16 protein-coding genes are annotated in these 21,533 nt (G+C 73.6%); 2 read left to right on the top strand and 14 right to left on the bottom strand.

Translation table 11 applies throughout. The features are described 5' to 3' along the window. Positions 1 to 499: 499 nt before the first annotated feature. The 8 genes from FHS37_RS17670 to FHS37_RS17635 form a co-directional block, all read right to left on the bottom strand. Complete coding sequence (locus tag FHS37_RS17670) at positions 500 to 2,215, bottom strand: PP2C family protein-serine/threonine phosphatase (RefSeq protein ID WP_184822241.1); 1,716 nt, start codon at positions 2,213 to 2,215, stop codon at positions 500 to 502. After that, positions 2,212 to 3,279, bottom strand: coding sequence for a SpoIIE family protein phosphatase (locus tag FHS37_RS17665; protein ID WP_184822239.1), 1,068 nt, complete (start codon positions 3,277 to 3,279; stop codon positions 2,212 to 2,214). Before FHS37_RS17665 ends, FHS37_RS17670 begins: the two co-directional genes overlap by 4 nt. After that, positions 3,279 to 3,719, bottom strand: coding sequence for an anti-sigma regulatory factor (locus tag FHS37_RS17660; RefSeq protein WP_184822237.1), 441 nt, complete (start codon positions 3,717 to 3,719; stop codon positions 3,279 to 3,281). Before FHS37_RS17660 ends, FHS37_RS17665 begins: the two co-directional genes overlap by 1 nt. Further along, positions 3,719 to 4,138: an STAS domain-containing protein gene (locus FHS37_RS17655; RefSeq protein ID WP_184822235.1), complete on the bottom strand. Its 420-nt coding sequence runs from the start codon at positions 4,136 to 4,138 to the stop codon at positions 3,719 to 3,721. The genes FHS37_RS17660 and FHS37_RS17655 overlap by 1 nt, the downstream gene beginning before the upstream one ends. Continuing rightward, positions 4,135 to 5,034 (bottom strand): STAS domain-containing protein, encoded by a 900-nt coding sequence (locus FHS37_RS17650; protein ID WP_184822233.1) that lies wholly within the window; start codon positions 5,032 to 5,034, stop codon positions 4,135 to 4,137. Before FHS37_RS17650 ends, FHS37_RS17655 begins: the two co-directional genes overlap by 4 nt. Before the next feature lie 181 nt (positions 5,035 to 5,215). After that, positions 5,216 to 5,617: an STAS domain-containing protein gene (locus FHS37_RS17645; RefSeq protein ID WP_184822231.1), complete on the bottom strand. Its 402-nt coding sequence runs from the start codon at positions 5,615 to 5,617 to the stop codon at positions 5,216 to 5,218. A gap of 244 nt (positions 5,618 to 5,861) precedes the next feature. After that, entirely contained in the window at positions 5,862 to 8,348 is a 2,487-nt protein-coding gene (locus tag FHS37_RS17640) for a SpoIIE family protein phosphatase (protein ID WP_184822229.1), read from the bottom strand. Between the two features lie 103 nt (positions 8,349 to 8,451). Continuing rightward, positions 8,452 to 12,456, bottom strand: a complete 4,005-nt coding sequence (locus FHS37_RS17635; RefSeq protein ID WP_184822227.1) for a HAMP domain-containing protein — start codon at positions 12,454 to 12,456, stop codon at positions 8,452 to 8,454. A gap of 495 nt (positions 12,457 to 12,951) precedes the next feature. Here FHS37_RS17635 and FHS37_RS17630 point away from each other — a divergent pair, with 495 nt between their 5' ends. Beyond that, positions 12,952 to 13,323 carry a PRC-barrel domain-containing protein gene (locus FHS37_RS17630; RefSeq protein ID WP_184822225.1) on the top strand — a complete coding sequence of 124 codons (372 nt, stop codon included), beginning with the start codon at positions 12,952 to 12,954 and terminating at the stop codon, positions 13,321 to 13,323. A 22-nt stretch (positions 13,324 to 13,345) separates the two neighbouring features. Here FHS37_RS17630 and FHS37_RS17625 read toward each other — a convergent pair whose 3' ends face one another. After that, entirely contained in the window at positions 13,346 to 13,780 is a 435-nt protein-coding gene (locus FHS37_RS17625; RefSeq protein WP_184822222.1) for an ATP-binding protein, read from the bottom strand. 266 nt (positions 13,781 to 14,046) lie between these two features. After that, positions 14,047 to 15,951 carry an AMP-dependent synthetase/ligase gene (locus FHS37_RS17620; protein WP_184822221.1) on the bottom strand — a complete coding sequence of 635 codons (1,905 nt, stop codon included), beginning with the start codon at positions 15,949 to 15,951 and terminating at the stop codon, positions 14,047 to 14,049. A 152-nt stretch (positions 15,952 to 16,103) separates the two neighbouring features. On the opposite strand from FHS37_RS17620, the gene FHS37_RS17615 reads away from it, so the two are divergent. Further along, complete coding sequence (locus tag FHS37_RS17615) at positions 16,104 to 16,337, top strand: DUF6480 family protein (protein WP_184822219.1); 234 nt, start codon at positions 16,104 to 16,106, stop codon at positions 16,335 to 16,337. A gap of 106 nt (positions 16,338 to 16,443) precedes the next feature. On the opposite strand, the gene FHS37_RS17610 is transcribed toward FHS37_RS17615, so the two are convergent. From FHS37_RS17610 to FHS37_RS17595, 4 genes are all read right to left on the bottom strand, one after another. Beyond that, positions 16,444 to 17,532, bottom strand: a complete 1,089-nt coding sequence (locus tag FHS37_RS17610) for a glutamate--cysteine ligase 2 (RefSeq protein WP_184822217.1) — start codon at positions 17,530 to 17,532, stop codon at positions 16,444 to 16,446. Between the two features lie 108 nt (positions 17,533 to 17,640). Further along, entirely contained in the window at positions 17,641 to 19,866 is a 2,226-nt protein-coding gene (gene glgB, locus FHS37_RS17605; RefSeq protein ID WP_184822215.1) for a 1,4-alpha-glucan branching enzyme, read from the bottom strand. 4 nt (positions 19,867 to 19,870) lie between these two features. Further along, positions 19,871 to 21,229 (bottom strand): maltokinase N-terminal cap-like domain-containing protein, encoded by a 1,359-nt coding sequence (locus FHS37_RS17600; protein WP_184822213.1) that lies wholly within the window; start codon positions 21,227 to 21,229, stop codon positions 19,871 to 19,873. Positions 21,230 to 21,257: 28 nt separating this feature from the next. After that, positions 21,258 to 21,533: alpha-glucosidase C-terminal domain-containing protein (locus FHS37_RS17595; protein ID WP_245005554.1), on the bottom strand; the 276-nt coding region annotated here is incomplete at its 5' end.

Genomic DNA, 21,533 nt, shown 5'->3' with positions numbered 1-21,533 from the left:
GAACGCCCGCACCTCTCGCGTGCCCCTCTTCGGCACCACGATGCCCGTACACGCGCCGGACCGCACCGGGAAGTGGGCGGGGGCGTGCGGCGGTCCGGCGGTGCACGGTCCGGTCGCGACCTCGGAGAACACCCCGCCGCCGGCCCCCGCGCCGGCACCTCGGGCCTGTGCCACGGACGGTCCGGTGGCCGCTGTGCGCCCACCGCGGTGCCGTGCCCCGGGCGATGACGGGCGCGGCGGCCGCCACGGGCCGCGGCGGCCCGGCCGTCCCGCAGGGACTCCGCCGGTCCGTTCCGCACCGGTTCGGTCCCGCCCGGCGCTCCTGGACCCCGGGAGCCCGTGCCGGCGGGCCCGGGGCAGGGGCCGCCGGGCCCGCCGCAGGGTGCGGCACGGCGGACGGAGACCCGGTGGCCGGCCGCACACGCCGTGCGCCCGGCCGCCGCCGGACGACCGGCCGCCGTCGGTGTTCCGGGGCAGTGCCCCGGTCAGCGCCTCGGGTTCAGCCGTGCAGGTGGCACAGCAGCAGGCAGACGTCGTCGTCGCGCTCGGAGTCGCTCAGCAGGGGACGGAGGATCCGGTCCGCCGAGCCCTCCAGGTCCGCGTCCAGCTCCTCGGGACCGAACGAACCGAGGGCCGCCGCGAGCCGCTCGATGCCCGGGTCGATGCCCCGGGCCCGCCGCTCGACCAGCCCGTCCGTGTAGAGCGCGAGCGTCGAGCCCGGCGTCAGCCGCTCGGTGTGGTCCGCGATCTCCTGCTTCAGCGGTATGCCGAGCATCGCGCCCGGCTTGGCGTCCAGCGTGCGCACCCGCCCGTCGGGCAGCCGCAGCACCGGCGGCGGATGGCCCGCGGCGGCCCACGTCAGCGTGGGCTCGTCCGGGTGGAACCGGGCGATGACGGCGGTGGCGTACAGATCGGGCTGCAGGTGGTGCAGGAACCCGTGCAGCCGGGTCAGCAGCCGGCCGGGGCTGCCGCCGTCGACCGCGTAGGCGCGCAGCGCGGTGCGCAGCTGGCTCATCATCACCGCCGCGTGCAGCCCGTGCCCGGTCACGTCACCGATCACGGTGATCAGGCTGCCGTCCCGCTGACGGAACGCGTCGTACCAGTCGCCGCCGATGTTCAGCCCGTGCGTGGCCGGCAGGTAGCGTGCGGCCAGGCTCAGCCGCGGCGTGACCGGAAGGTCCGTGAGCAGGGCGCGCTGCAGCGTCTCGGCGATGTCCCGGTTGTGCTCGAAGCGGCGGGCGTTGTCGATGGCGATGCCGGCCCGCCGGGCGAACTCGATCAGCATCACGGCGTCGTCCGGGTCCCAGCGCTCACCGGGGGGCGACAGGGTCAGCACGCCCAGCGGCGCACGGCGGGTCAGCAGCGGGATGCAGAGCAGGGGCCTCTCGGGATCCAGGGCCGACGGCGGCCGGTCGTCGACGCCGGGCAGGCCGCCGGGGTGGTCGGCGGCGTACTGCGGCCGCCCGGTGCGGGCCGCGCGGACCGCCGCGGCCGGGTGGTGCGCGGACCGGTGCCGGTCGTCCCCGTCGTCGAACAGCCACACGTCGGCGCTGCGGGCGTACCGGGGCACCAGCAGCTCCGGCAGCCGGCGCACGATCTCGTCGTGGTTCAGCGAGGCGTTCAGCACCGGGCTCGCGTCCGCCAGGAACGTCAGCCTGTTGCGGGCCTCCTCCGCCTCGTTGCGCGCGCGCCGCTCGGCGGCGAACGCCTCGCGCTGCGCGCGCCCCGCCGCGTCCAGTTCGGCGTGCAGCGCCAGCACGCCCTGGTTGGTCTGGTGCAGCTCCTCCCGGTGGAAGGCGACCAGTTCCTCCTGCTCGGTGAGCTTGTCCAGCACGACGGCGGTGTCCTCGTCGGCGCCCAGCAGCGCCTCGGACAGGTCGGCCGGATCCTCGGCCACCGCGGCGCCGCCGGACGCCCGGACCGGCTCGGGGCAGGGGACGGTCACCGTCCACGGCGTCCGGTCGGCGGCCCCCGCGCCGGGCGAGGGCGTCAGCACGGCGTGCAGCGTCCCCTCCCCGGCCGGGGAGCCGGACGCGTCCAGGGTGAGCACCCAGGTGCCGCCCTTGGTGAGGCACTGCCGCAGCCGGCCGCTGAGCGCAGCGGTCAGCCGGGCGCGCTCGACGGTGGGCACCCCGCACTCCGCGGCCAGCCGCGCGACGGCGATACGGGCGCGTGCCGCGTCGGTGACGGTGCTGATCTGCCATGCGTGTGTCATGAGCGGTCCGCCGGGGTGGGGGCCAGCACGGCCACGGCGGTGTCGTCCCGCACCGGGCGCGCGGGGCTTCCGGCGTCCCGGATCGTCACGGCGGCCGTCACGGCCGGGTCGGCCGACGGCACCCCGGTGTCCGCGGACGGGTTCCAGCGGCTGGGCAGGCCGTCGGTGTGCAGGATCAGCAGGCTCTCCCCGGACCAGGCGACGTCGTCCTCGCGCAGGGTGCGGGGCCGGTGCACGCCGACGATGCCGGGCCGGGACAGCAGCGACCGCCAGCGGTCACCCTCGCGCAGCCGGGCCCCCACGTTGCCGATGCCCGCGAACCGCAGCCGGCCGGCCCACAGGTCCAGCTGGGCCACGGCGACGGCCGCGCCCCGGGTACCGGCCAGTGCTCCGTGGATCTCCGTCAGCGCCTCGGCGGGCGACAGCCCGGGCCGTCGGCGCAGGGCCTCGACCGCGGCCGTCGAGGCGCGGGCGGCCTCGCCGCCGTGGCCCAGCCCGTCCGCCAGCATCAGGGTCAGACGGTCGCCGGACCTGACCCAGGCCCAGGCGTCCCCCGAGAAGTCCGCGCCGGCGAACGGGACGTTGACGCCACCGGCGCGCACGCCGGGCGCCTTCGGGGGGCCGTCGCCGGACGGCACGCCGTCGGCGGCGGCGCCCACGCGGGCCACCGCCACCGTGCCCCGGCCGAGCACGCTGTGCAGGTCGAAGTCGTCGGCGAGGCGCCGGCAGGTGCCCAGGCCCGCGCCGAGCGAACGGGCCGTGGTGAACCCGTCCCGCAGCGCGGCGGCCACGTCGGCGATCCCCGGGCCGTGGTCGACCGCGGTGATCTGCACGACCCGCTCCGGCCGGCCCTCCCGCGGGACGGGCGGGTCCACGACGTCGACGAGGACCTCGCCGGCCTGCGCGTGCTTGAGGAGGTTGGTGGCCAGCTCGGTCGCCACCAGCGACACGGTGGCGGTGCGCGACGCGTCGAGCCCCGCCAGGGCCGCCGCCTCCTCCGCCGCGACCCGGACGTCGCGCACCCGGGTCGAGTCCTGCACCGGGACGTCCCAGACGCGGGGCATCACACCTCCTCGCGCGGACGCGGCGGCCGGCCCACCCAGGACGTCACCCGCACCGTGGTCCCCGACCCGGGAACGCTCTCCACCTCGAAGTCGTGCACCAGGCGCCGTGCGCCGCCCAGTCCCATGCCCAGCCCGTCGCCCGAGGTGTAGCCGTCGCTGAGCGCGCGCTCCAGGTCGGGGATGCCCGGTCCGGAGTCGCTGAAGGCCAGCCGCAGTCCGCTGACGCCGTCGGCGGTGACGAGCGACACCTCCAGCTGACCGCCCCCGCCGTGCACCAGGGTGTTGCGCGCCAGCTCGCTGGCGGCGGTCACCAGCTTCGTCTGGTCCACCAGACCGAAGCCGAGCCGGGCGGCGGCCTGCCGCACGTGCTGGCGCACCCACACCAGATCCATGTCCGACCGGATGGGCAGGCAGGCCTCGACGCCCGCGGCAGTGTGCATCACGGACTCCCCTGGCGCAGGCCGCCGGAGCGGGACGACACGATGGGCTGCGCGAGGAGCTCCATCGCCGCCTCGGTGGTGAGCGCGGTCCGCAGCCCCGGCAGCGTCAGACCGAGCTCCACCAGCGTGATGGCGACCGCGGGCCGCATGCCGGCCACCACGGTCCGCGCGGCCAGCAGCTCGGCCTGGGCCGCGATCTCGGCCAGCACACGCCCGAGGAAGGAGTCGACGATCTCCACTCCGGAGATGTCGATGACCACACCCGTGACCCGGCTGTGGGCGATGGTCTCGGACAGGTCCTGCTGGAGCTGCTGCGCCGTGCTGTCGTGCAGGTCCCCCTGGAGGGTGACCAGCAGAACGTCGCCGAGCCTGAGGACCGGCACGTGTCCCGCGACCGGGCGGGAGAACCCCTCGCTCACCGGCGGCCCGCACCGTCGGGCGTCGCGTTCACGATGTTCGCCCCCAGCTCGTGCAGGCAGTACCCGAGCGCGTCGGCGAGGGAGGCGCGGGTCTTCACCGTGCCGAGGTCCAGACCCAGGTGCACGATGGTCTGCGCGATCGCCGGACGGATGCCGGACACCACGCACTCCGCGCCCATCAGCCGGGCCGCGGCGACCGTCTTCATCAGGTGCTGCGCCACCAGGGAGTCGACGGTCGGCACACCGGTGATGTCGAGGATCGCGAACCGGGCGTGCTGGTCGACGACCGCGTTCAGCAGCGTCTCCATCACCACCTGGCTGCGGGCGCTGTCGAGCGTCCCGATCAGCGGGACCGCCACGATGCCGTCCCAGAGCTTGATCACCGGCGTGGCCACCTCCAGCAGCTGCAGGCGCTGCCGGTCGATGAGGGCCTGCCCCTCGCTGAGCGCCGTCTGCATGGCCACCAGCCGCAGCGTGCCCATGAGGACGCTGAGCGTGGTCGAGCACTCCCGCAGTTCCTCGGGCGGCGCCTGGTCCAGATCGGCGACCAGGAGGTTCTCCACCGGCGGCCACAGTGCCGCCAGCTCGCTCGACATCTGCGTGGCCGACAGCCCGGCGCGGGAGCGGGCCGCGCCCATCCGCGCCAGCTGCTCGCGCACGCCCGTGAAGCCCGCGGCGTCCGGGTCCTCGACCCGCTGCGAGTCGGCTACCTGGGCCAGCGCGTCGACGACCGCCTTGCCCGCCTCCACCGCCTCGTCGCGTGAGACGGTGAACACCGTACGGAACAGGGGCTCGTCCGCCCACCGCTGGGCGATCTGCTCACGTCGGCGGCGCAGGAAGTCCCTCACCTCGAGCGTCGACGTTCCGAGCGTTCCGCCCGCTTCGTGCTCCGGCACCTGTCGTTCTCCTCATCCTCGTTGCGCGTCGGGCCCGTTCGGGGCGACGAGACGGCGATCGGGCCTGCCGGAAGACCACTCTAACGACGCCCCGACCTCGTACGGCACCGTGTCCCGCACACGCGTTCGTCCCCCCGTCGGAGCCCGACGCGGGGACGTGGTGGCCTTGCGCGTACGCCGTTCAGCCCTCGGGTTCCCCTTCCTCCTCCAGGGCGCGCGGCAGCCGGTCGACGCGCCCCAGCGCCTCGTCGACGCTCTCGGAGACCGGGACCGTGATGCTCACGCCGGTCAGGTCCAGGATGCGGCGGACCGCGGACGTGGGGGAGATGATGTGCACGCTCCCCGGCAGCTCGCGGGCCTCCTGGTAGACGCGGAGGATGATGTTCATGCCGGACGAGTCCATGAAGGGGACCGCGGACAGGTCGAGCAGGAAGTGCCGCCGGCCGTGATGGAGCTGGTTCGCCAGGTGGTGCTGGAACTCGGTCGCGGTGTCGACGTCCAAGTACCCCTCCACCGTGAGCAGGGCCACGTCCTCCCGGGGAAGCGTCACCTCGACGGACAGAGGGTTCTGGGCAATGGGCACGAGTACCTCCAACAAACGACGGCCAGGGCTGGTTACCCCTACGGGGATGTCGACGCACGCCGGTCCGGACGCACGGGGTGATCACGCTCTCGGGGGCGGCGGCCTGTGCTTCCTCACCTGCCGGACACCCCCTCACCTGTCGGTCTCACCTGCCGGCCTGCCGGTCGACTCTCACCGCGCAGCCGCGCGTACCCCCGAATCGCCGTGCCATGCCTCGGCCGCCGCCGGCGCCCGTCCCTCCGCCTCACCCGACCCGGATGCCCACGATGCAGGTGTCGTCGTCCGTGTCCGACCTGCTGTACGTCAGCAGCCGGTCCAGCCGCTGGTCGAGCGTGCCCAGGGCCGTGGAGGCGGTGGTGAGCAGGTGGGTCAGGGACTCCTCGACGCTGAGGTCCCGGCGCTCGATCAGACCGTCCGTGTACATCAACAGGTTGTCCTCCGGGGCCAGTTGGACCTCCGCCTCCTCGTACGAGGCATCGGGCACGGCACCGAGCAGCAGCCCGCGCACCAGCGGCAGCGGAGCGGCCTCGGCGCCGCGCACCAGCACGGGCGGCAGATGGCCCGCCCTGGCCCATCGCAGCGTGCGCGAGGCCGGGTCGTACAGGCCGCAGACCGCGGTGGCGGTGACCGCGCCCGTCAGATGGTGCGCCACGATGTTCAGCCACGACAGCAGCTGCCCGGGGCCCGCACCGGTGACGGCGAGACCGCGCAGCGCGTTGCGCAGGACGACCATGCTGGTCGCCGCCTCTATGCCGTGACCGGCGACGTCGCCGACGCACAGCAGCACCAGCCGGGACGGCAGCACCACGGCGTCGTACCAGTCGCCGCCCACCAACTGCTCGGTCTCCGCGGGGCGGTAGCGGACGGCCACGTCGAGACCGGGCACCTGCAACGGCGCCTGGGCGGGCGGCATGATGGCGCGCTGCAACTGCAGCGCCAGCCGGTCGCGTTCGCTGGCCTGCTGCTCGGTGTGCGCGAGCTGGTCGCGGGTGGCGGCCAGAGCCACCTCCGTCCAGTGCTGCGCCGAGATGTCCTGGTAGGCGCCGCGGACGGTGAGCAGCCGGTCGTCGGTGTCCAGGACCGGTTCGGCGACGACCCGGATGTGCCGGGTCACCCCGTCGGGCCGCTGCAGCCGGAAGGCCGCCGAGGCGGGGCGCCGGCGGTGCAGCAGGGTGCGCAGGAACCGGCCGATGGTGACGGCGTCGTCCGGGTGGGCGTGCGCGGGCAGGTTCTCCAGCGGCACGGGCGGACTCGACCGCGGGCGCCCGTACAGGTCGAACAGCTGCCCGTTCCAGGTGATCTCCCCGGTGAGCAGGTTCTCCTCGAAACCGCCGATCCGGCCGAGCCGCTGGGCGTGCTGGAGCAGGCTCGCCAGCCGGGCCGCCTCGTCCTCGATGCGCCAGATGAACAGGATGCCGGAGCCGTGCCGGCTGACGCTGATGTCCGCGACCGCCGACAGCGGCACCTGGCCGACGAGCGCCGTCAGGTTCATGCGCCGGGCCCGGAACGGCTCGCCCGTGGCGTAGACCCGCTCGATCCGCTGGAACAGCTCGCCCTCCCCGACGGCCATCGGGTAGGCCTCCAGGAGGAGGGCGCCGCTGACCATGGCGCGCGGCCGGCCCGCCGGGTCCAGGAAGCGGCCGTTGACGTGCTGGATGCGGAAGTCCACCAGGTTCCCGGAGGCGTCCAGGTGCGGCAGGAGGACCAGCGCCGGGTCGTGCAGCCCGTCGGCCAGGTCCATCAGCTCCGCGGCGTCCGGCAGCATCCGCGGCCGGTGCGGCGGTCCGCTCGGCGCCGTGTACGTCTCCAGTGTGTGGGCGCACAGCTCGGCCAGGGCCTCCACCTGGCGGACGATCTGCGGCGGCTGCTCGGGCAGCGGCGACGGCCAGACGATCTCCAGCACGCCGTGCACGCGTCCCCCGACGCCGGCGGGCAGGGCCGCCCTGCCCCCGTCCGGGTGGTGGGGCCGGCCGACGCTGGGCAGTCCCGTGTCGGCCAGCGACGTGATCCACAGACCGTCGCGTTCCATGAGCCCGCGGCGGGCGACCGTCGCCACGTCCGGCGGGACGTAGCACCAGCGCGCCGCCTCGGCCGGGGAGAACCCGGCGCTGCCCGCCAGCGTGAGCGACCCGTCGGCGCCGGCCGCCCAGATGGCCACCGCCGTCGCACCGAGCGGGCGCAGCGCCTGCTCGAGCAGCGACTCGGCGACCGCCTGGGTGTCGTCCGCCGCCAGCGCCCCGCTCTCGGCCGCGCGCAGCCGCACGGCGGCCGCCTCGGCCTGCGCGTCGTCGGCGGCCCGGGTGGCGGCCAGGAAGGCGTCCGTCACCTCGGACATCCGGTCCCGGGCGGCCTGGTTGATGACCTCGACCGCGAACTCCAGCGGGGTCGTCCCGGCCTGTTCGGTCAGCTCGGCGAGCTGACGGGCGGCCTGGGAGGGGCCGCATCCCAGGCGCTCGACGAGGATGCCCTTGGCGAGTTCGATCAGGGCGCGCCCCTCGGCCTCGGCCTGGGCGGCGCGCACCTCGCGGCTGAGCCGGTCCACGGTGGCCGCGAGCCGGCCCACGGGCGAGTCGGCGGACACGCCGGCGGGCCCGGCCGACGGGACGTCCGCGGGGGACGGGGAGAGGGCGGGCCCGGCCGCCGGCACCGGCGCGCCGGCGGACGCGGGACGGCCGGGTCCGAGTCCGGGGGCACCGGACTGCGGTTCGGGCGGGTGCTCGCTGATGCTCACGGTGCGGATGCTCCTCGGCGGCGGGGCCCTGGGGCGCGGAAGGGGAGGCGGGGCGGGGCGCCGGTCCCGCCGGTGTGCGGGACGCGGCGCGTCGTCGCGCGGGTCATGCGGGCAGCCAGCGCCGGACGCAGGCGATCAGGTCCTGGGTGTCCACCGGCTTGGTGACGTAGTCACTGGCCCCCGAGGCGAGGCTCTTCTCCCGGTCCCCGGGCATCGCCTTCGCGGTGACCGCGATGATGGGCAGCTCGGCGTACTGCGGCATGGCGCGGATCTCGGCGGTGGCGGCGTAGCCGTCCAGCTCGGGCATCATCACGTCCATCAGCACGAGCGCCACGTCCGGGTTGTCCACGAGCCGCTCGATGCCCTTGCGGCCGTTCTCCGCGTGCAGGACGCGGAAGCCGTGCAGCTCCAGGATCCCGCTGAGCGCGAAGAGGTTGCGTGCGTCGTCGTCGACGACGAGGATCGTGCGGCCGGAGAACGAGCCGTCCACGACGGCCGGCGGGGCCGGACGCTGCGCCTCGTCCGGACGCACCAGGGACAGGACGTCGCCGGGCTCCTCGGCGGAGAGGTGCAGGGCGATGCGTTCGCGCAGCTCGTCGAGGCTGGACAGGAACTCCAGCGCCGTGCCCTCGGCGCGGGACCGCAGGGCCTCCTCCACCGCCGCGTCGGCCCGGTGACCGCTGTGCACCAGCACCGGCACGCTCGTCAGGGCGGAATCCCCCCGCAGCGCCTCCAGGAAGCGGGTGACCTCCTCCTGCGCCATGCCGAGTTCCAGCACCACGCAGTGGCACGGCTCGGCGGCCAGCGCACCGGCCGCCTCCTGGGCGCCGACGGCGGTGATGATGTCGACCAGGGGCCGCGAGGTGCCGTCGCCCCCGCCGTGCGTGACGTCCTGGACCACGCTCTCCGCGACCAGGGTCAGCAGACCCCGGGGTCGCTCCTCCACGACGAGCAGCCGCCGCGGCCGCCGTCCCGCGCCGGTCCCCGCCTCGATCGCCGGCTGTTGCCGGGCCGGTGCGTCCGCGGCGTCCTCGGCCGGGCCGCGGTCCGCCTGCGCGGCGGGCCGCAGCAGCGCCTCGAAGTCCGGCCGGGCCACGGGCAGGAACAGCGTGAACGTGCTGCCCTGGCCCGCGACGCTGTCCACGGTGACCGCACCGCCGAGCAGGTGCGCGATCTCCCGGGTGATGGACAGGCCGAGCCCCGTGCCCCCGTACTTGCGGCTGGTCGTGCCGTCCGCCTGCTGGAAGGCGCCGAAGATCGTCTCCAGGTGCTGTTCCTGGATGCCGACACCGGTGTCCTTCACCCGGAAGGCCACCACGGAGCCGCCCCGCACCACGCCGTCGGGCACCTCGTCGGCCGCCGCGGGTTCGATGCGCAGCTCCACGCTGCCCCGCTCGGTGAACTTGACCGCGTTGGACAGCAGGTTGCGCAGCACCTGCCGCAGCCGGGAGTCGTCGGTGAGCAGGTCGGCCGGTGCGCCGGGAGCCGTGGTCACCGTGAAGTCCAGGCTCTTCTGCATCGTCATGGGCCGGAAGGTGGCCTCGACGTACTCGATGAGCTGGCGCAGCGTCACCCGCTCGGGGCTGACGTCCATCTTCCCGGCCTCGACCTTGGACAGGTCGAGGATGTCGTTGATCAGCTGCAGCAGGTCCGAGCCCGCGGAGTGGATGATCTGCGCGTACTCGACCTGCTTCGGGCTGAGGTTGCGCGAGGGGTTCTGGGCGAGCAGCTGGGCCAGGATCAGCAGGCTGTTCAGCGGGGTGCGCAGCTCGTGGCTCATGTTCGCCAGGAACTCCGACTTGTACTTCGAGGCCAGCGACAGCTGCTGGGCCCGTGCCTCCAGCTCCTGCCGGGCCTGCTCGATCTGGAGGTTCTTCGCCTCGATGTCCCGGTTCTGCGTCGCCAGCAGCGCGGCCTTCTCCTCCAGCTCGGCGTTGGAGTGCTGGAGTTCCTCCTGCTGCGACTGCAACTCCGCCGAGCGTTCCTGGAGTTCGGCGGTCAGCCGCTGCGACTCGGCCAGCAGCTCGTCGGTGCGGGCGTTGGCCACGATGGTGTTGACGTTGACGCCGACGGTCTCCATCAGCTGGGCCAGGAAGTCGTGGTGGATCTGGGTGAACGGGGTCACCGACGCCAGTTCGATGACGCCGAGGACCTGGCCCTCGACCACGATGGGCAGCAGCACCAGCGCGGTCGGCACCACCTGGCCGAGCCCCGAGGAGATGGTCACGTAGTCCGGCGGCAGCTCGTCCACCGTGATGGTGCGGCGGCTGCGGGCGGCCTGGCCGACCAGGGTGCGGCCGAAGGGGATCCGGGTGGGCCGGGTCTCGTCGTCGGGGTAGCCGTAGGAGCCGACGAGCCGCAGCTCGGGGCCGTCGTCGCCGTCCTCCGCGAGGTAGAAGGCACCGTACTGGGCCGACACCAGCGGCACCAGCTCGTCCATGATCAGCTCGGCGACCACCGGCAGGTCGCGGTGCCCCTGCATCAGGCCGGAGACGCGGGCGAGGTTGGTCTTGAGCCAGTCCTGCTCCTGGTTGGCCCGGGTGGTCTCGCGCAGGGACTCCACCATCGAGTTGATGTTGTCCTTGAGCTCGGCGACCTCACCGGAGGCCTCCACGGTGATCGAGCGCGTCAGATCGCCCTCGGCGACGGCGCTCGCGACCTCCGCGATGGCCCGCACCTGCCGGGTGAGGTTCCCGGCCAGCTCGTTGACGTTCTCCGTCAGCCGCTTCCAGGTGCCCGAGACGCCCTCCACCTCGGCCTGTCCGCCGAGGCGTCCCTCGGTGCCGACCTCGCGGGCGACGCGGGTGACCTCGTCGGCGAAGGCGGAGAGCTGGTCGACCATCGTGTTGATGGTCGTCTTCAGCTCCAGGATCTCGCCGCGCGCGTCGACGTCGATCTTCTTCGACAGGTCGCCCCGGGCCACCGCGGTCGTCACCAGCGCGATGTTGCGCACCTGGCCGGTGAGGTTGTTGGCCATGGAGTTGACGTTGTCGGTGAGGTCCTTCCAGGTGCCGGCGACGTTCGGCACGCGGGCCTGTCCGCCGAGGCGTCCCTCGGTGCCGACCTCGCGGGCGACGCGGGTGACCTCGTCGGCGAAGGCCGACAGCGTGTCGACCATGGTGTTGATGACGTCGGCCAGCGCGGCGACCTCGCCCGCGGCCTCCACCCTGATCCGCTGCGACAGGTCGCCCCGGCCCACGGCGGACGCGACCTGGGCGATGGAGCGGACCTGGCCGGTCAGGTTGGACGCCATCACGTTGACGTTGTCCGTGAGGTCCTTCCAGGTGCCGGAGACGCCGCGCACCTGGGCCTGTCCGCCGAGGCGTCCCTCGGTGCCGACCTCGCGGGCGACGCGGGTGACCTCGTCGGCGAAGGCGGAGAGCTGGTCGACCATCGTGTTGATGGTGTTCTTGAGCTCGAGGATCTCGCCGCGCGCGTCGACGGTGATCTTCTGGGACAGGTCGCCCTTGGCGACGGCCGTCGCCACCAGCGCGATGTTGCGGACCTGACCGGTGAGGTTGCCCGCCATGAAGTTCACCGAGTCGGTGAGGTCGCGCCAGGTCCCCTTCACGCCCTGCACGTCGGCCTGTCCGCCGAGGCGTCCCTCGGTGCCGACCTCGCGGGCGACGCGGGTGACCTCGTCGGCGAAGGCGGAGAGCTGGTCGACCATCGTGTTGATGGTGTTCTTGAGCTCGAGGATCTCGCCGCGCGCGTCGACGGTGATCTTCTGGGACAGGTCGCCCTTGGCGACGGCCGTCGTCACCTGGGCGACGTTGCGGACCTGCGCGGTGAGGTTGCCCGCCATGGCGTTCACCGAGTCCGTCAGGTCGGCCCAGGTGCCCGAGACGCCGGGGACCTGGGCCTGCCCGCCCAGCGCCCCCTCGGTGCCGACCTCGCGGGCCACGCGCGTCACCTCGGAGGTGAACACCGACAGCTGGTCCACCATGCCGTTGAAGACCTTGGCGATGTCCCCCATGAGGCCGTCCGCGTCGTCCGGCAGCCGGGTGCCGAAGTCACCGTCCCGTACGGCCGTCAGCCCCGCCAGGAGTTGTTTCAGTTCCTGGTCCCGCGGCACCGCATCGGTCCCCTCGGCGCTCTTGCCGGTCATGCGCACCCTCGTTCCGCTCCCCATGAGCTCTCGGCACCGAGAACTCGAGACCCCTTCCGAACCGTCCCCGGCCCGGCCAATAAGTGTGCGTTTCCGCTGTTCACGGATCTGCGTGATGAGAAATACGCCGAAGGCTAACCCAGTTCCCGGGCAGGGGACAAAGCGTGGCGACCGCCCCGGGAACCGGCCGGAAAAAATCGTGAGAACCGCGCATGACCCGGTTGTGCGGGGGTACCCGGCCGGATTTCGATCAAGGGTGTCCGACCGAGGGTTCCGGCCGGGTTCCCGGCCGGGGGACGGCTCTCCGCGCGGGAGGCGACCGGTCCGGGAGGGGTGCGGCGACGCGGGACCGCCGGCGCGCGGTTTTGGGCCCGCGCCCTCCGAATGCGCCCGCGCTGGCCGGGTATTTGCTGCTGTGGAGCCGGACGGCCGACCACACGCAGGACCCGCCGCCCGCTCCGGGTGTCCGCACTCATCGGGGAGGCAAGGAGCAGCGTGCCCATCGACAGCATCTGGTCGTACGCGCCGGACCTGAGCGACGTTCAGGAGCGGGACCTGACGGGCTACACCGTCGTCGCGAACGACGGCACCATCGGCCACGTGGACCGGCAGGCCGACCACCACGGCATGCGGCATCTCGTCGTCGACACCGGCGTCTGGGTGTTCGGCCGCAGCGTCCTGGTGCCGGTGGGCGTCGTCGAGGGCATCGACACCGGGGAGCGGAGGATAGCGGTGTCGTGCAGCAGGGCCGAGGTGAAGGGCGCGCCCCGGTTCCGGACCGACAGCGAGACCATGGACCCCGCGTACCTCGGCAGGGTCGGCGACTACTACCACCGGCTGCCGCCGCGTGAGACCCCCACCGGGTGAGTGCCGTGCCGCCGGGCCGGGGTCACCAGGGCAGGAAGACGTGGATGTCCTTGCCGTGGTCGTCGCTGACCACACTGACCTGATCGCACAACGTGTGGATCAGGTGCCAGCCGATGCCGCCCCCGCCGCGGCTCGGCTGGAAGGGCCGCGGGGCGGGCTCGGTGGTGCTCGTGTCGTGCATCACGACGTGCACACCGTCGAACGTCCTGCGCAGCCGCAGCTGGAAGGGTCCCGGTGCGTACTGGACCGCGTTGGCTGCCAGTTCCGTGACGACCAGGAGTATGTCGTCCCAGTGCTCCGGGGCCGCCGGCGCCGACACGCGGGCCAGGTCGAAGAGGAACTCCTCCGCGACCATGCGCGCGTCCGTGACGTCGTGCAGCTCCCCGGGGAAGCTGGCGATGCGGCTCGTGATCTCCTCGGCAGCCAGTGTCCTGTCCCCATGCGGCTCGGTTGCCATCTCGCCTTCCAGGCCCCGGCATCGCGGGGCGGTAGTCCTGCTTTCTCTGCATCTCCGGTCTGTGGGTTCCCGTGCTGGCGGAGCCTACGCGCCCGCATGCCCGTGAGCTGCCGGTGACAAACACGTCACCCGGTGCCGCGGAGCACGGAACGGGGCGACCGCGATCGCGCGGTGCGCCGTCGGCCCCGGACACGCCGTCGGTCCCGGACGCACGAGGGGGGTGCCCACCGGGCTCACCGGTGGGCACCCCCTCGCGGGCCGGGCGCTCAGCGGAACACGTTGTCCGAGTCGTCCCAGCCCGTCGTCTCCTCGTGGTCCGGCGTCCGCCGCGGACGCGAACGCGACTGGTACATCGCGTCGATCTCCAGCGCGTAGTGCCGCACTATCTCGTCCCGGCGCAGCTTCATCGACGGCGTGAGCAACCCGTTGGTCACGTCGAAGGGTTCCGGCAGCACCCGGAACACCCGGATCGATTCCGAGCGCGACACACTGCTGTTGGCCGCGGCGACCGCCCGCGCGATCTCCTCGCGCAGCGCGTTCTCCTCCCGGGCCTCCCGGGTCGGCGCGTCGCCCGGCAGGGACAGGGCCGCCCGCCAGTGGGTCAGGAACTCCGGGTCCAGGGTGATCAGGGCACCCACACAGGGCCGGTTGTCGCCCACGACGACGGCCTGGTGGACGAGCGGGTGCATCCGCAGCCGCTGCTCCAGCGCCGCCGGCGCCACGCTCTTGCCGCTGCTGGTGACGATGGTGTCCTTCTTGCGGCCGGTGATCGTGAGGTAGCCCTCGGCGTCCAGCCGGCCGAGGTCGCCGGTGGCCAGCCAGCCGCCGCTCAGCGCGGCCCGGGTGGCGGTCTCGTCGCCCACGTACCCCTGGAACACGGACGGCCCGCGCACCAGGATCTCCCCGTCGTCGGCCACCCGGATCTCGGCGCCCGGCAGCGCCTGCCCGACGGTGCCGGACTTCTCCCGGCCGAACGGCTGCATCGTCACCCCGCCGCCGGTCTCGGTGAGCCCGTAGCCGTCGTGGACGTAGATGCCGATCCCCTCGTAGAAGAGGGAGAGGTCGCGGCTGAGCGGCGAACCGCCGGAGGTGGCCCGGCGCACCCGGCCGCCCAGCGCGGCCCGCAGCCTGCGGTAGACCGTGCGCTCGTACAGGGCGTGCTGCAACCGCAGATCGAGGCCCGGCCCCGGGCCGCGGCCCAGCCTGTGCCGCTCCAGTGCGGCGGCGAAGTCCCGTGCGGTGTCGGCGGCCCGCTCGAACAGGGTGCCGCGGCCCGCCTGCTGCGCCGTGCGCAGGAAGTTCTTGTAGATCTTCTCCAGCAGCGACGGGACGGCGTACAGGTAGGTGGGCCGGAAGGTGCGCAGGGCCGAGGACAGGGACTCCCCGCCGAGATCGGGTTCGTGCCCCATCAGCAGGCCGCCGCGCACGCACAGCCCCTGGATCATCAGGCCGTAGACGTGGGAGAAGGGGAGGAAGGCGAGGACGGCGCCCTGCTCCCCGGGCGGTGCCGCCGTGTGCCCCCAGCCCGCCAGCAGCGTGTCGCAGGGGAAGGCCAGGTTGCGGTGGCTCAGGGCACAGCCCGTGGGGTGACCCGAGGTGCCGGAGGTGTAGGCGATGACGGCCGTGGAGTCCGGCAGCACGATGCGGCGCATCGAGTCGACCGTGGCCAGCGGAATGTACTCGCCGCGCGCCACCAGCTGGTCCAGCGCGCCCGCGTCCAGCTGCCAGACGTGCCGCAGCAGCGGCAGCGAGGCACACACGGACCCCACGGTCATCACGCCCTGCTCGTCCTCGACCAGCACGGCCACACACCCGGAGTCCCGCAGGATCCACTCCACCTGGTCGCGCGAGGAGGTCGGGTAGATCGGGACGACCTCGGCGCCCACGGTCCACAGCGCGTGGCACAGGACGGTCCACTCGTACCGGGTGCGCGCCATGATCGCCACCCGTTGGCCGGGCGAGATCCCCGACGCGATCAGCCCCTTGGCCAGATCGACGACCGCGTCGCGGAACTCCACCGCGGTGATCTCCTCCCAGGTGGAGGAGGCCGTGGACGCGCGGCGGGCGAGCATCGGCAGGGTGGGGTTCTCGGCCGCCGTCTCGAACAGGCTGTCGGCGAGGCCCCCGGTCAGGGGCGGGGCGGACGGGGGAGCGAGAGCGAGGTCGCGCATGCACTGCTCCTGACGTGTACGGGGTGTGACTCGGCCGACGAGCACCGTCATCGGCGGTGCCTGAATGTAGCCGAGCCGAAGCGCCCCGGGGCCGGGATCACGACAACTGTTCCCACACCGATGATCTCGGCGGGATCGGGGACCCGGACGGCATGAGCCACGTCAATCCAGACCCCGAACCGGAACGCACCACCGGCCTCGAACCGGGCGGCGGCGTCCCCCCGGGCGAGACCCCGCCCGCGGAGAGCAGCATGCCCGAGGCCGGTCCCCAGGAGACGCACAACCCGCCCAAGGGCTGGGCCAAGGCGCCCCTGACCCTGATCCTCGTCCTCGTGGCGCTGATCGCGGCCTTCTTCCTCGCCTACGCCCTCGTGCTCATCCTCTGAGAACCCGCCGGACCCGCGCCGGGAACCCGCCCGCCGGGAACCCGGCCCCGGGGGAACCCGCCGGCAGGACCCCCTCCCCGAGAACCGGACGGCCCGCGGGGACGCCTCACCCCTGGGTGTGCCGCACGCACTCCGTGACGACGTCCCGCAGGCTTCCGGTGCGTCGCAGCAGCTCGCGCTGCACCCGTGCCCCGTTGCCGTCGCGCAGCAGCCCGGCACACCCCTCCCGGGCCCGTTCGAGGTCCCCGGCGTCCTCCAGCGCCTCGGCGACATGGTCGAGCAGGGCCCGCACGACCGCCTCGGCGGGCATGCGGTGCATGGTCCCGGGATGCAGCAGCTCGCCCGTCAGCCCCGACCGGGCCGCCTGCCACGCGGCCAGCCGGAGCAGGCTGACACCGGGGTCGAGCGGCTCCCGGCCGGCCCTCCACTCGCGTGCGGCGGTCTCCACGAGCCCGCGGGCGAGGGTGGCGATCAGCCCCGCGGTCTCCGCGTGCAGACAGACGTCGGAGACGCGGATCTCCACCGTGGGGTACCGCTGGGACAGCCGCGCGTCGAAGTAGACCATGGCCTCGTCCAGGATGGCGCCGGTGGCCACCATGTCGGCGACCTGCCGGTGGTACCGCTCGGCCGAGCCGAAGATCTCCGTCGGACCGGCCGACGGCCAGCGCTGCCAGACCCGGCTGCGGTAACTGCTGTACCCCGAGTCCCTGCCCTGCCAGAACGGCGAGTTCGCGCTGAGCGCCGCCAGCACCGACAGCCAGGGCCGCAGCCGGTCCACGACGCCGACGCCCTCCTCGTCGGACTCGACGGAGACGTGGACGTGGCAGCCCAGGACGAGCTGCTCCCGGGTGGCGATGCCGTACTGCTCCTCCATCCACCGGTACCGCCGGCTGACACCGATGGACGGGCTGACCGGCAGCGGCGAGGTGGCGAGCGCGGCGACGGTGCAGCCGATCTCCTCCGCGTGCCCCGCCGCCTCCTTGCGACAGCGGACGATCTCCGCGTGCAGGCTCTCCATCGAGGACTGCGGATGCGTGGCGAACTCCAGCATCTGCTCGTGCAGTTCCTTCTCGAAGACGTCCCGCTCCGCGCCGTCCCGCTCGGCGCGGGCGAGCACCGCCGCGGACATCGCCCGCGGTTCACCCGTCTCCGGATCGACCAGGAGGAGCTCCTCCTCCACTCCGACGGTGCGCACGTGGTGCCGCCTTTCTGTGACCTGCCGCGACGACGCCGAGAAGCCCTCGGTCGTACGACCCCGGATGCCCCGCTCGGGACGTCGGACACCTGGCGGCGTCGCCGGGCCTCACAGAGCGGTCGGCACCAGCCACACCGTCGCGAGCGGCGGCAGCGTGAGCCGGAGGCAGCCGTCCTCGGGCTTGACCGGGTCCGGGTTCACGACGTCCCCGCCGCCGTAGCGGGCGGCGTCGGTGTTCAGGACCTCCTGCCAGGCGACCACGTCGTCGCCGACGCCGAGCCGGTGGTCGTGCCGGACCACGGGGGAGAAGTTCGACACCGCCAGCAGCGGCCGGCCCCCGGCGTCGAACCGCAGGAAGGCGAAGACGTTGTCGTCGGCGGCGTCCACCTCGACCCAGCGGAAGCCGGACGGATCGGTGTCGCGCTGCCACAGCGCCGGGGTCGCCCGGTAGCGCGCATTGAGGTCGCGGACCAGGTCCCGCACCCCGCGGTGGTCGCCCGCGGAGTGGTACCCGTCGTCGAGCAGCCACCACTCCGGTCCCTGCTTCTCGGACCACTCGGCGCCCTGCGCGAACTCCTGCCCCATGAAGAGCAGCTGCTTGCCGGGGTGGGCCCACATGAAGCCGAGGTAGGCGCGGACGTTCGCGCGCCGCTGCCACCAGTCGCCGGGCATCTTCGACACCAGCGCCTGCTTGCCGTGCACCACCTCGTCGTGGGAGATCGGCAGCACGTAGTTCTCGCTGTAGGCGTACACCATCGCGAAGGTCATCTCGTGGTGGTGGTACTTGCGGTGGACCGGCTCGTGGGAGACGTACTCCAGCGTGTCGTGCATCCAGCCCATGTTCCACTTCAGGCCGAACCCGAGGCCGCCGGTGTCGGTGGGCCGGGTCACCCCGCCCCACGCCGTCGACTCCTCCGCGATCGTCACCACGCCGGGGCAGCGCCGGTAGACGGTCGCGTTCATCTCCTGCAGGAACGCCACCGCCGCCAGGTCCTCCCGCCCGCCGTACGCGTTGGGCTCCCACCCGCCGTCCTCGCGCGAGTAGTCCAGGTAGAGCATGGAGGCGACCGCGTCCACCCGCAGGCCGTCGATGTGGAACTCCTCGCACCAGTACACGGCGTTCGCGACCAGGAAGTTGCGCACCTCGGTGCGGGCGAAGTCGAAGGTGTACGTCCCCCAGTCCGGGTGCTCCGCGCGCCGGGAGTCCCCGGGTTCGTACAGCGGGTCCCCGTCGAACCGGGCCAGCGCCCAGTCGTCCTTCGGGAAGTGCGCCGGCACCCAGTCCATGATCACACCGATGCCGGCCCGGTGCAGCGCGTCGATCAGGTACCTGAAGTCGTCGGGCGAGCCGAGCCGCGCGGTCGGCGCGTAGAAGCCGGTGACCTGGTAGCCCCAGGACGGGCCGAAGGGGTGCTCGGCGACCGGCATCAGCTCCACGTGGGTGAAGCCGAGGTCACTGACGTAGGCGGGCAGCACCTCGGCCAGTTCGCGGTAGGTCAGTCCGGGCCGCCAGGACGGCAGGTGCACCTCGTACACCGAGAACGGCGCCTCGTGCACGGGCACCTCGGCCCGGCGCCGGAGCCACTCGGCGTCGCCCCACTCGTAGTGCGAGGCCGTCACGACGGACGCCGTGTTCGGCGGCTCCTCCGCGCGGCGGGCCATCGGGTCGGCCTTGAGGAACCGGTGGCCGTACCGGGAGTGGATCTCGAACTTGTAGCGGGTGCCCTCGCCGACGCCCGGCAGGAACAGCTCCCACACCCCGGACGAGCCCAGCGACCGCATCGGGAACGCCGTGCCGTCCCAGTGGGTGAAGTCCGCGGCGAGCCGCACGCCCTGCGCGTTCGGCGCCCACACCGTGAAGCGGGTGCCGGCCACGCCCTGGTGGGTCATGGGGTGCGCGCCGAGCGCCGTCCACAGCTCCTCGTGCCGGCCCTCGCCGATCAGGTGCAGGTCGAGCTCGCCGAGCGCGGGCAGGAACCGGTACGGGTCGTGCGTCTCCACGGCCGCGTCATCCCCGTAGGCCACCGTCAGCGTGTACGCGGGGATCGCGTCCAGCGGCAGCACGCCGGAGAACAGGCCGTCGCCCTCCGAGACGAGCGGGGTGCGCTCGCCGCCGACGACCACGCTCACCTCGCGCGCGAAGGGGCGCAGCGCCCGGAAGGCGATCCCGCCCGGCACCGGGTGGGCGCCGAGCAGCGCGTGCGGATCGTGGTGGGCGCCGGCCAGCAGGCGTCCCCGGTCGGTCGGGTCGAGGGGGGGTGCGGCCTCGCGGGCCGCGGGGGCGGACGGGGCGGGCCCGGCCGGTTCGGGAAGCGGGGTGTCACGCAGGGCCACGGCTTCAGTCTCCTCTCACGGCGAGGCGCTCGATCGCCGCCATGGGTACGGGCAGCCAGTCGGGTCGGTGCCGGGCCTCGTACAGCACCTCGTACACGGCCCGGTCGGTCTCGTAGGCGCGGAGCAGGCCGTGCTTCTTGCGCGGGTCCCAGCCGGCGCGGGCCGCGTAGCCCGCGCAGTAGGCCTCCCGGCAGCGGCGCGCCCACTCCGGGCGCCAGGGGCGGCGCTGCCGGGCGGCGTAGTCGAAGGAGCGCAGCATCCCGGCGATGTCCCGCACGGGGGAGTGGGCGCTGCGCCGTTCGGTCAGCGGCCGGGACGGCTCGCCCTCGAAGTCGATGACGAACCACTCGCGCCCGGCCCGCAGCACCTGGCCCAGGTGCAGGTCGCCGTGGATGCGCTGGGCGGGCGGCCCGGGATCGCAGGTGGTCAGCGCGGCGAAGGCGGCACGCAGTCCCGGCACGAAGGGCTGGAGCGCGGGGACGCAGTGCGCCGCGGCCGTCAGCCGCTCGGTCATCCCCGCGGCCGTCCGCCCGTTCTCCCCGGGCGCGCCCACCGGGAAGGCCGAGGCCAGCGCCAGGTGCACGTCCGCCGTGGCCCGGCCCAGCGCGCGCGCCTGCGCGGTGAAGTCGTCACCGGAGGCGAGCGCGTCCAGGGCCAGCGTCCAGCCGTCGGAGGCGTCGCGCAGGTACGGCTGGAGCACGCCCAGCGTCGCCTTGAAGGGGTGCGTGGTGCGGAACCAGGCCACCGGCGCGGGGACGCGGTGGCAGCCCTGGCGGGCCAGCGCGCCCGGCACCTCCAGGTCGGGGTTGACCCCGGGCTGGATGCGCCGGAAGACCTTCAGGATGTACTCGTCGCCGTACACCAGCGAGGAGTTGGACTGCTCGGCGTCCAGCAGCCGCGGCACCAGTCCGGCGGGCACCTGCTGGGACGCGTCGCTCTCGAAGCGCAGCGGGCCCGCGGTACCGGGGTGGCGCAGCCGCTCCAGGAGCAGCTGGGCCGCGCGCGGGTCGTGGAGGGCGTCGTAGACCGTCGTCCCGGCCAGCCGCCCGTCCCGCACCCGTCCGATGAGCGCCCTGCCGAGGCGCGGCGAGGGGTTCTCCCGTACGCCGAGGAGGAGCTGGTAGCAGTCGCCGGCCGGGGGGTTCCCCCCGGGAGCGGGCACGCCTCCGTGGCCGGCGTGGACCAGCACGTGCAGGCAGCCCGGGAACAGCTCCGTCATCGACAGCACTCCGAGGTCGGTGACGGGCCGGTCCTTGCCGGCGAACCAGCGCTGCCCCGGCAGCCACTCGCGCAGCAGCCCGGTGAGCGACCCCATGTGTTCGGCGGGCGCGCTCCGCGGGAGCAGGAATGCGGTCTTCGTCATGGTGACGCCTCCTCTCGCCGGCACACGCTCACAGTCGTCGGCCGATGCGGGATGCGACTCGGGTGAGCCGGAACCAGTAGAAGCCGTGGCCCCCGAGGGTCAGCAGGTACGGCAGTTCGCCGATGGCCGGGAAGCGCACCCCGCCGAACAGCTCGACCGGATGGCGTCCGTCGAACTCGCTCAGGTCGAGTTCGGTGGGCTGGGAGAAGCGGGAGAAGTTGTGGACGCAGAGCACCAGGTCGTCCTCGTACTCGCGCAGGAAGGCGAGGACCGCGGGGTTGGAGGAGGGCAGTTCGGTGTAGGA

This window comes from Streptomyces griseomycini (assembly GCF_014203535.1).
GTDB lineage: Bacteria > Actinomycetota > Actinomycetes > Streptomycetales > Streptomycetaceae > Streptomyces > Streptomyces griseomycini.
The sequence above is the reverse complement of the archived record's forward strand: the minus strand, read 5'-3'. Positions and strand labels throughout refer to the sequence as shown.

Coding starts and splice junctions, on each gene's coding strand:
- FHS37_RS17620 (WP_184822221.1), bottom strand. CDS start 15,951: ATGCGCGACCTCGCTCTCGCTCCCCCGTCCGCCCCGCCCCTGACCGGG.
- FHS37_RS17615 (WP_184822219.1), top strand. CDS start 16,104: ATGAGCCACGTCAATCCAGACCCCGAACCGGAACGCACCACCGGCCTC.
- FHS37_RS17670 (WP_184822241.1), bottom strand. CDS start 2,215: ATGACACACGCATGGCAGATCAGCACCGTCACCGACGCGGCACGCGCC.
- FHS37_RS17600 (WP_184822213.1), bottom strand. CDS start 21,229: ATGACGAAGACCGCATTCCTGCTCCCGCGGAGCGCGCCCGCCGAACAC.
- FHS37_RS17665 (WP_184822239.1), bottom strand. CDS start 3,279: ATGCCCCGCGTCTGGGACGTCCCGGTGCAGGACTCGACCCGGGTGCGC.
- FHS37_RS17635 (WP_184822227.1), bottom strand. CDS start 12,456: ATGACCGGCAAGAGCGCCGAGGGGACCGATGCGGTGCCGCGGGACCAG.
- FHS37_RS17660 (WP_184822237.1), bottom strand. CDS start 3,719: ATGCACACTGCCGCGGGCGTCGAGGCCTGCCTGCCCATCCGGTCGGAC.
- FHS37_RS17625 (WP_184822222.1), bottom strand. CDS start 13,780: ATGGCAACCGAGCCGCATGGGGACAGGACACTGGCTGCCGAGGAGATC.